Raw genomic sequence first — 9396 nt, forward strand, 5'->3', positions numbered from 1 at the left:
GGCCTTCGGTGCGCTGCTGTCGCAGGGCATCGGGGACACGATCCGGGTGTCGCTGTCGGCGCCGCCGGCCGAGGAGGTCAAGGTCGGCATCCAGATCCTGGAGTCGCTCAACCTGCGTCAGCGGGGCCTGGAGATCGTCTCCTGCCCGTCCTGCGGCCGGGCCCAGGTGGATGTGTACAAGCTGGCCGAGGAGGTCACCGCCGGCCTGACCGGCATGGAGGTGCCGCTGCGGGTCGCCGTGATGGGCTGCGTGGTCAACGGCCCCGGCGAGGCCCGCGAGGCCGACCTCGGTGTGGCCTCCGGCAACGGCAAGGGGCAGATCTTCGTGAAGGGCGAGGTCATCAAGACGGTGCCCGAGTCGAAGATCGTGGAGACGCTGATCGACGAGGCCATGAAGCTGGCCGAGCAGATGGAGAAGGACGGCGTGCCCTCGGGCGAGCCGTCGGTCTCCGTCGCGGACTGACACCCCCCGCCGGACCGGAGCACGACCCCGGGGGCGACAGCCCCCGGCACGGCGGCACGGGCGGTGCCGCCCGCGGGTCGAAGGGCCGGCCTCCGCGAGGCGGCACCGCACAAGCTCCGCAGGTACAGTGCGGAAATCAGCAGACCCGAGTGTGTGTGAGGCCCCGCCCGTGTTGACGCAGACCACCTCCCGGGTCCTCGAACCGAGTGACCTGGACGCCGCCCTCGCCGTCCTGGACCGCGAGCCCGTGGCGAACGCCTTCGTGACCTCACGGGTGCAGGTCGCCGGCCTGGACCCGTGGCGGCTCGGCGGCGAGATGTGGGGCTGGTACGAGGGCGGCATCCTCACCTCGCTCTGCTACGCCGGCGCCAACCTGGTCCCCATCTGCGCCACCCCCAGGGCGATCCGCGCCTTCGCCGACCGCGCCCGCCGCGCGGGCCGCCGCTGCTCCTCCATCGTCGGGCCGGCCGACACCACCGCCGAACTCTGGCGGCTCCTCGAACCCCAGTGGGGCCCCGCCCGCGAGGTCCGCCGCCACCAGCCCCTGATGGTCACCGACCGGCTGCCCGAGCACATCGCCCCGGACCCCTACGTCCGCCGCGTCCGCAAGGACGAGATGGAGACGATCATGCCGGCCTGCGTGGCCATGTTCACCGAGGAGGTCGGGGTCTCCCCGCTGGCCGGCGACGGCGGCCTGCTCTACCAGGCGAGAGTCGCCGAACTCGTCGGCTCCGGCCGGTCCTTCGCCCGCTTCGACGCCGACGGCAAGGTCGTCTTCAAGGCGGAGATCGGCGCCGCCACCGACCGGGCCTGCCAGATCCAGGGCGTGTGGGTGGCCCCCGAGCACCGCGGCAAGGGCCTCGCGGCCCCCGGCATGGCGGCCGTCCTGCGCTACGCCCTGGCCGACGTGGCTCCCGTGGCGAGCCTCTACGTCAACGACTTCAACACCCCCGCGCGCCGCACCTACGAGAGGGTGGGCTTCAAGGAGGTCGGCGCCTTCATGAGCGTCCTCTTCTGACCCCGGGCCGGGACTGTAGGCTCCCCGGCATGGACCCCGTCATCGGCCCCCTGGACCTCACCGCCCACGTCGACGAGGCCCTGGCCGTTCAGGCAGCGGCCTTCGGGCTGGGCCCCGACGAGGTGGCGGTCCGCCGGCAGATCGTCCTGCGCCACATGACCCACCGGGGCGCCCGGGCCTACGGGGCGACCGCCGACGGCCGGCTGCTCGGCTTCGTCTACGGCATGCCCAACGACCGCACCCACTGGTGGTCCACCGTCGTCGAGCCCTACCTGCGCGCCCAGGGCAACGACCACTGGCTCGACGACTCCTTCGTCATCACCGAGCTGCACGTCCACCCCCGCCACCAGAAGCAGGGCATCGGCCGCGCCCTGATCACCACCATCACCGACACCGCCACCGAGCCCCGGTCGATCCTCTCCGCCATCGACGTCGAGAGCCCCGCCCGCAAGCTCTACCGCTCCCTCGGCTACAAGGACCTCGCCCGCCAGGTGCACTTCCCCAGCGCCCCCAAGCCCTACGCCGTCATGGGCGCCCCGCTGCCACTCCTTCGCGCATAACCGATTTCCACCGGCTGGCACCGCCCGGCTAACCTCCTGTCATCACCCAGACGCAGCAGGAGTACGAGAACCATGGCGAACGCACCGGTCCAGCGCATGTCCCAGTTGATGGCGAAGACGCTGCGCGACGACCCGGCGGACGCCGAGGTCCTCAGCCACAAGCTGCTCGTCCGCGCCGGCTACGTCCGCCGCACCGCCGCCGGCATCTGGTCCTGGCTGCCCCTCGGCAAGAAGGTCCTCGCCAACATCGAGCGGGTGGTCCGCGAGGAGATGGACGCCATCGGCGCCCAGGAGGTCCTCCTCCCGGCCCTGCTGCCCCGCGAGCCCTACGACGCCACCGGCCGCTGGGACGAGTACGGGCAGGAACTCTTCCGCCTCAAGGACCGCAAGGGCGGCGACTACCTCCTCGGCCCCACCCACGAGGAGATCTTCACCCTCCTGGTGAAGGACCAGTGCACGTCCTACAAGGACCTGCCGGTGATCCTCTACCAGATCCAGCACAAGTACCGCGACGAGGCCCGCCCCCGCGCCGGCATCCTGCGCGGCCGCGAGTTCCTGATGAAGGACTCCTACTCCTTCGACCTCGCCGACGAGGGCCTCGCCGAGTCCTACGCCCTCCACCGCAAGGCCTACCAGCGGATCTTCGACCGCCTCGGCCTCGACTACCGCATCTGCGCCGCCACCGCCGGCGCCATGGGCGGCTCCAAGTCGGAGGAGTTCCTCGCCCCCGCCGAGGCCGGCGAGGACATCTTCGCGGACTGCCCCAACTGCGACTTCGCCGCCAACACCGAGGCGATCTCCTACGAGCTGAAGCCGGTCGAGGCCACGGACGTCCCCGCCGCGGAGGACATCCCCACCCCCGGCACCCCCACCATCGAGACCCTCGCCGCCCAGCTCGGCGTCCCGGCCTCCGCCACCCTGAAGAACCTCCTGGTCAAGGTCGACGGCGAGATCGTCGCCATCGGAGTCCCCGGCGACCGCGAGGTCGACTTGGGCAAGGTCGAGGCCCACTTCGCCCCGGCCGCCGTCGAAATGGTCACCGAGGCCGACTTCATCGCCCGCCCCGACCTGGTCCGCGGCTACGTCGGCCCGCAGGGCCTCGACAAGGTCAAGTACATCGCCGACCCGCGCGTCGCCCCGGGCACCGCCTGGATCACCGGCGCCAACAAGGCCGACACGCACGCCAAGAACGTCGTCGCCGGCCGCGACTTCGAGGTCGACGAGTACGTCGACGTGGTCGTCGTCGAGGAGGGCGACCCCTGCCCCAAGTGCGGCACCGGCCTCAAGCTGGACCGCGCCATCGAGATCGGCCACATCTTCCAGCTGGGCCGCAAGTACGCCGACGCCCTCAAGCTGGACGTCCTCGGCCAGAACGGCAAGCCCGTCCGCGTCACCATGGGCTCCTACGGCATCGGCGTCTCCCGCGCCGTCGCCGCCCTGGCCGAGCAGACCGCCGACGACAAGGGCCTGTGCTGGCCCAAGGAGGTCGCCCCCGCCGACGTCCACGTCGTCGCCGCCGGCAAGGCCCTCCAGACCGAGCTGGCCCTCGACGTCTCCGAGAAGCTCGCCGCCGCGGGCGTCCGCGTCCTGGTCGACGACCGGGCCGGCGTCTCCCCGGGCGTGAAGTTCACCGACTCCGAGCTGATCGGCGTCCCCCAGATCCTGGTCGCCGGACGCCGCGCCGCCGAGGGCATCGTCGAACTCAAGGACCGCAAGACCGGCGAACGCGAGGAACTCACCGTCGAAGAGGCCATCACCCGCCTCACGTCCTGACCGACCCGGAGGGGGCACCCGCACACCCGGGTGCCCCTCTTCATCTGCGGAGGCCCCGGCGTCCCGCGGCCGGCCGTCCATGGCGGTCCCCTTTCGGGGACGCCCCGGCGTCCCGCGGCCGTTCATGGCGGTGCCCTTTCGCGGACGCCCGGTGCCCGCACCCGTCCACGGCGGCCGCTCCGCAGACGTCCCCGTGTCCCGAAGTCGCCCACGGCGGCCGCTCCGCAGACGTCCCCGTGTCCCGAAGTCGCCCACGGCGGGAAGGGACGTGCCGGGGGGTGTCCGCCCGCAGCGGGCGGCGAAAACCCCGGGCCACCCCCATGACCGACCCAGCGGCGTACCGAGGACGGACACCCTCCGGTGCGGCCCCGACCCACCCACCGCCCCAAGGCGCTACGCGCACCCCCACCGGACCCGCACAGACGCCGCAGGCATCAACGCGCACCCCCACACACCCGCACCCGCCGCACGCACCGCTGCCACACGACACCACGCCCCACCACGCGCGCCCTACAACCAGCCGGCGAACTCCAGCAGCAGCTCCGCATCCTGCTCACGCCCCACACGCCGCGCCCGCACCCCCGACTCCACCGCACGGAACAGCGTCCACCCGCGCAACCGCTCCTGATCGACCTCCAGCGACTCCGCCAGCCGCTTCACCCGCCGCCGCGTCGTCGCCGCCCCCGACGGCTGCGCGATCAGATCCTCCACCCGGTCCCGCACCAGCCGCGCCAGATCGAAGGCGCACTCACCGACCACCGGATCCGGTCCCACCGCCAGCCACGGCATCCGCTCCCCGGCCAGCACCTTGCTCTGCCGGAACGTCCCGTGCAGCAGCCGCGCGGCCGACTCCGGCGTCGTCGCCAGCAGTTCCTCCCGCGCCGTCAGCGCCGCCTCCACCAGCGGCCGCACCTCGGGATCCTGCTCCGCACTGGCCCGCATGGCCTCCGCCTGCCGCCCCGTACGCTCCTCGACCGTCTCGAAGCCATGGCCCTCGGGCGGCGGCACCCACAGCCGCCGCAACGTCCCCGCCGCCTCCAGCAGCGCCTTCGCCTCCGGCAACGACCGCACCGACACATCCGGATGCAGCCGCTCCAACAGCAGCACACCCTCCTCGGCACCCAGCTCCAGACCCAGCTCCGCACCCTGCCCGGCCGAGGACTCCAGCAACTGCACGGCCCCCAGCCCACCCCAGTGCCCCAGCGCCGCCCGCTCATGCTCCGGCCGAGCCCGCGCCGGCGCCAGCTTCAGCACGGCCGGCGTGCCGTCCGCCGTCCGCACCAGCACCACCAGGCTGCTCCGCCCGCCGGGCACCTGCACCCGCTCCACGGTCAACTCGCGCGCTGCGACGGCCCGCTCCGCCATCTCCGGCAGCTTCGCCAGCCAGTCGTCACCGTCCGGCGCCGTCTCCGCGAGCGCCCTCACCAGACGCTTCGGCGGTTCGAAAACCATGCGCGAGTCGTTCCCTTCCTGCTGTACGCGGCGTGTGCACGCCGCCCCCGTCATCGCGCCGGTGCCGCAGCCCCCGGCGTCGTACCGGCCGCCGACCGCTCGGCGAGCCCAGGGAAGGCTACGCTCTTCCCGCTCCAGCGCACCGACCGCACCGCCGCCTCCCGCAACGCCTCGGCCGCCGCCCGCCGCCGCTCACCCGTGCTGTCCCGCACCAGGTCGGCGTAGATCCCGGCCACCCGGGCCTCCAGCTCCGCGGCGAGCCGCACCGCGGCCGCCGCGTCCGGCACCGCGAACGGCAGCGCATACCCCGCGGCCGCCGCCACAGGCGTGCCGCCCGCGTCCCGCACCTGCCGCACCAGCACGTCCCGCCGGGCCCGGTGCGCGTCGTACGCGGCGCGAGCCTCCCCGCGCCGCTCCTTGCCGATCCGCCCGCCGACGACCCCGTAGCCGTACACCGCCGCATGTTCCGCGGCCAGCGCGGCCTGCAGCGCCCGAAGCTCCCGGTCCTTGGCCTCGCCGTCGCTCATCTGGTCACCCTCTCCGGTCACCCCTTTGTCAGCAGATACGCACGCGCCGCACCGGCCGCCGCCACCGAGGCGAGCAGCCGCGCCAGCTCACCCGGAGCATCCACCAGCGCCTCCGTCCGCCGGTCGGCCAGCTCCCGCTCCGCCGCGGCGAGCTGAGCAAGCGCCTCCTTCTCATCCCCGGGCACCCCTGAAGGCGCCGCACTCGAACTCGCACCGCCCGAGGGCGCCACCACAGCCTCCGCGGACGGCGAAGCCGACGACGAAGCCGACGACGAAGCCGACGAAGCCGACTGCGACGACGAAGCCGAAGGCGAGGCGTCCTTCCCCGCACCACCCCGGAACGCCGCCTCCTGCCGCACCACATCCGCCCGCAGCGGCCCCAGCCGCCCCGCCAGCTTCGGATGCGCCGCGATCACCGCGTCGTACCGCTCCACCAGCTCCTTGCTCTCCCGCGCCGCCCGCGCACGCGCCCGCTCCTCCGCCGACTCACGCCTGCGCTCGCCCGCCCCCGAGGCCCCGGACCCACCGGTGCAACCCGTCGTGACCACAGCCGGCAAGACCGCGGAAGCAATCAGCAGACTCCTCCTCCGCGGCCCCACCGCAGACAAAACCGAAGCCGGAGACGACACATCAGCCGACGACGACACAGAAGCCGGAGACGACGGAGACGACGGAGACGACGGAGACGACGGAGACGACGGAGACGACGGAGACGACGGAGACGACGGAGACGACACGGACTGCGGGAACAACGACACGGCAGACGTCCTCGGGGAACTCGTGCGAAACGCGGCGGCGGAAGACGATGACGGGCCACAGCCCGCGATCACGGTACCCGGCACCACGCCCGGCCACCGCCATCGGCACCCTGAGCCACCCTGAGCTCACCCTGAGCCCACCCCGGGCCGCTCCCGCGGCGCAGCCGACCGCACCGTACGTCACCAGGTGGACGGCAACACCCTGCGCGACCGGATACCCTTTGACCAGACACGCGACCCATCCCACAACAGCACACGCGGCCGAGGAGTCACCCGGATGAGCACCACCCAGAGCGAGAGGCTGCGAGAACTTCTGGAACCGCTCGTCAGCTCACAGGGCCTCGATCTCGAAGAGATCGCCGTGGACTCGGTCGGCCGACGGCGTGTGCTGCGTGTAGTCGTCGACTCCGACACCGGTGCGGATCTGGACCGGATCGCCGATGTGAGCCGTGCGCTCTCGGCGAAGCTGGACGAGACGGACGCGATGGGCAGCGGGGAGTACACCCTCGAGGTCGGGACCCCCGGCGCGGAGCGCCTCCTCACCGAGCACCGGCACTACGTCCGCGCCACGGGCCGCCTGGTGAAGTTCCAGCTGGCGGACGGCGGCGAACTGGTCGCCAGGATCCTGAAGACCGACGACGAGGGTCTTGATCTCGAAGTGCCCGGAGTGAAGGGCCGCAAGGCCACCACCCGCAGACTCGCCTTCTCCGACATCGACAGGGCGCGCGTGCAGGTCGAGTTCAACCGCAAGGACAAGAAGGAAGAGGAGGCGTAGCCGTGGACATCGACATGAGCGCCCTGCGGGGCCTGGTACGGGAGAAGGAGATCTCCTTCGACCTGCTGGTCGAGGCGATCGAAGCGGCCCTCCTCATCGCCTACCACCGCACTGAGGGAAGCCGCCGGCACGCGCGGGTGGAGCTCGACCGGGAGACCGGGCATGTGACCGTGTGGGCGAAGGAGGACCCGGAGGACGTTCCGGAGGGCCAGGAGCCGCGCGAGTTCGACGACACCCCGTCCGGCTTCGGCCGTATCGCCGCCACCACGGCCAAGCAGGTCATCCTGCAGCGGCTGCGCGACGCCGAGGACGACGCGACGCTCGGCGAGTACGCCGGCCGCGAGGGGGACATCGTCACGGGCGTGGTCCAGCAGGGCCGCGACCCGAAGAACGTGCTGGTGGACATCGGCAAGCTGGAGGCCATCCTGCCGGTGCAGGAGCAGGTGCCCGGCGAGAGCTACCCGCACGGCATGCGGCTGCGCAGCTATGTGGTGCGGGTTGCGAAGGGCGTGCGCGGTCCGTCCGTCACGCTCTCGCGCACCCACCCGAATCTGGTGAAGAAGCTGTTCGCCCTGGAGGTGCCGGAGATCGCCGACGGCTCCGTGGAGATCGCCGCGATCGCCCGTGAGGCCGGTCACCGCACGAAGATCGCCGTCCGCTCCACCCGGCCCGGCCTCAACGCCAAGGGCGCCTGCATCGGCCCCATGGGCGGCCGGGTGCGCAATGTGATGGCGGAGCTGAACGGCGAGAAGATCGACATCGTCGACTGGTCCGACGACCCGGCCGAGATGGTGGCGAACGCGCTGTCGCCGGCCCGGGTGTCCAAGGTCGAGATCGTGGACATGGCGACCCGCTCCGCGCGGGTCACCGTGCCGGACTACCAGCTGTCCCTGGCGATCGGCAAGGAAGGGCAGAACGCCCGGCTCGCCGCCCGTCTGACCGGCTGGCGGATCGACATCCGGCCCGACACCGAGCAGGCCGCGGAGTGACAGGTCACGAGGCTCCGGCGGCGTCCGGGGAATAGATCCAGTCCGCAGGGCGCTGAGATCACGACAGCTTTGCGTCCGCCAGGTGTTCGATTCTTGCCCCAAAGGGGTGAGGTCGGTCCGGGGAGGTAGACTTAGCTGTGTCTGGCCGGACACGTATCCGCTCATGCCCTGAGCGCACCTGTGTGGGGTGCCGGGAGCGAGCGGCCAAGAACGAGCTGCTGCGGATCGTGGCGATCGAGGGCGCATGCGTCCCCGATCCTCGCGGTACGCTGCCCGGCCGGGGTGCTTATGTGCACCCCGTCCCGGTCTGTCTGGACCAGGCAGTGCGCCGCAAGGCGTTTCCGAGGGCGCTGCGCGTCCCGGGACCGCTCGACGTAATGGCGTTGCGCCAGTACGTCGAGCAGGCACAAGGTTGCTGAGAGCAGCCCGCAAGAAGCGCCGTACGGAACCCCCCGTGCGGTCTGGTACCTCGCGAGTCGAAAGCAGGTCGAGATTGCGATGAGCACTCGATGAGTACGCGATGAGTACGCCCATGAACTAGCGACGGTCCGGACGCAACCCGGACCTCAAAGGAGCGAAGTGGCTAAGGTCCGGGTCTACGAACTCGCCAAGGAGTTCGGCGTGGAGAGCAAGGTCGTCATGGCCAAGCTCCAGGAACTCGGTGAATTCGTCCGTTCGGCGTCTTCGACCATCGAAGCGCCCGTAGTACGCAAGCTGACCGACGCCTTCCAGCAGGGCGGGGGCAACGGCAAGTCCGCCGCGAAGCCCGCCGCGCCCAAGAAGGCATCGCCGTCGGCTCCCAAGCCCGCCCCCGCGCCGTCCCCGGCGCAGGCTGGGGGCACCTCCCGCGCCGGTCAGGCAGCGGGGGACCGTCAGGCTGCCCCGAAGCCGCCGGCCGCGCCCAAGCCCGCCGAGAGCCAGCAGCCCTCGGCTCCGTCGGCGCCCTCGCCGGCCACTCCTGGTCCGCGCCCGACGCCGGGTCCGCGGCCCACGCCGCGTCCGGCTCCGGCGGCCCCGGAGTTCCAGGCCCCGCCGTCGGCCCCGGCCCAGCCGGGGCCGAAGCCCGGCGCGCGTCCCGGCG

General features: G+C 72.2%; 12 protein-coding genes. 8 read left to right on the forward strand and 4 right to left on the reverse strand.

Features of this window, described 5'->3' with window-relative positions; translation table 11 throughout:
- The 4 genes from ABD207_RS27165 to ABD207_RS27180 form a co-directional block, all read left to right on the forward strand.
- Window positions 1-463, forward strand: a 463-nt coding sequence (locus ABD207_RS27165) for a flavodoxin-dependent (E)-4-hydroxy-3-methylbut-2-enyl-diphosphate synthase (RefSeq protein ID WP_344015816.1), incomplete at its 5' end; no start/stop codon positions are given.
- A gap of 169 nt (window positions 464-632) precedes the next feature.
- Complete coding sequence (locus ABD207_RS27170) at window positions 633-1481, forward strand: GNAT family N-acetyltransferase (RefSeq protein ID WP_344015817.1); 849 nt, start codon at window positions 633-635, stop codon at window positions 1479-1481.
- A 29-nt stretch (window positions 1482-1510) separates the two neighbouring features.
- The gene (locus ABD207_RS27175) at window positions 1511-2041 is read left to right on the forward strand and encodes a GNAT family N-acetyltransferase (protein WP_344015819.1); all 531 of its coding nucleotides are present in this window, start codon (window positions 1511-1513) and stop codon (window positions 2039-2041) included.
- A 72-nt stretch (window positions 2042-2113) separates the two neighbouring features.
- Window positions 2114-3814 carry a proline--tRNA ligase gene (locus ABD207_RS27180; RefSeq protein ID WP_344015821.1) on the forward strand — a complete coding sequence of 567 codons (1701 nt, stop codon included), beginning with the start codon at window positions 2114-2116 and terminating at the stop codon, window positions 3812-3814.
- A 510-nt stretch (window positions 3815-4324) separates the two neighbouring features.
- On the opposite strand, the gene ABD207_RS27185 is transcribed toward ABD207_RS27180, so the two are convergent.
- From ABD207_RS27185 to ABD207_RS27200, 4 genes are read right to left on the reverse strand one after another with little or no spacing between them, the layout of a single operon-like run.
- Window positions 4325-5266, reverse strand: a complete 942-nt coding sequence (locus ABD207_RS27185; RefSeq protein WP_344015823.1) for an aminoglycoside phosphotransferase family protein — start codon at window positions 5264-5266, stop codon at window positions 4325-4327.
- A 50-nt stretch (window positions 5267-5316) separates the two neighbouring features.
- The gene (locus ABD207_RS27190) at window positions 5317-5793 is read right to left on the reverse strand and encodes a ferritin-like domain-containing protein (protein ID WP_344015825.1); all 477 of its coding nucleotides are present in this window, start codon (window positions 5791-5793) and stop codon (window positions 5317-5319) included.
- 17 nt (window positions 5794-5810) lie between these two features.
- A complete protein-coding gene (locus tag ABD207_RS27195; protein ID WP_425580833.1) occupies window positions 5811-6422 on the reverse strand; it encodes a hypothetical protein in 612 nt (203 codons plus the stop codon).
- Between the two features lies 1 nt (window position 6423).
- Entirely contained in the window at window positions 6424-6681 is a 258-nt protein-coding gene (locus tag ABD207_RS27200; protein WP_344015827.1) for a hypothetical protein, read from the reverse strand.
- Window positions 6682-6828: 147 nt separating this feature from the next.
- Here ABD207_RS27200 and rimP point away from each other — a divergent pair, with 147 nt between their 5' ends.
- The 4 genes from rimP to ABD207_RS27220 all read left to right on the forward strand — a co-directional run.
- Complete coding sequence (gene rimP, locus ABD207_RS27205; RefSeq protein ID WP_344007803.1) at window positions 6829-7326, forward strand: ribosome maturation factor RimP; 498 nt, start codon at window positions 6829-6831, stop codon at window positions 7324-7326.
- Between the two features lie 2 nt (window positions 7327-7328).
- Complete coding sequence (nusA, locus tag ABD207_RS27210; protein WP_344015829.1) at window positions 7329-8315, forward strand: transcription termination factor NusA; 987 nt, start codon at window positions 7329-7331, stop codon at window positions 8313-8315.
- Window positions 8316-8452: 137 nt separating this feature from the next.
- Window positions 8453-8734 (forward strand): YlxR family protein, encoded by a 282-nt coding sequence (locus tag ABD207_RS27215; RefSeq protein ID WP_344015830.1) that lies wholly within the window; start codon window positions 8453-8455, stop codon window positions 8732-8734.
- Window positions 8735-8894: 160 nt separating this feature from the next.
- Window positions 8895-9396 (forward strand): translation initiation factor IF-2 N-terminal domain-containing protein (locus ABD207_RS27220; RefSeq protein ID WP_344015831.1); only part of this gene is annotated, 502 nt, incomplete at its 3' end.

This window comes from Streptomyces thermospinosisporus (assembly GCF_039526425.1).
Taxonomy (GTDB): Bacteria; Actinomycetota; Actinomycetes; order Streptomycetales; family Streptomycetaceae; genus Streptomyces; species Streptomyces thermocarboxydovorans.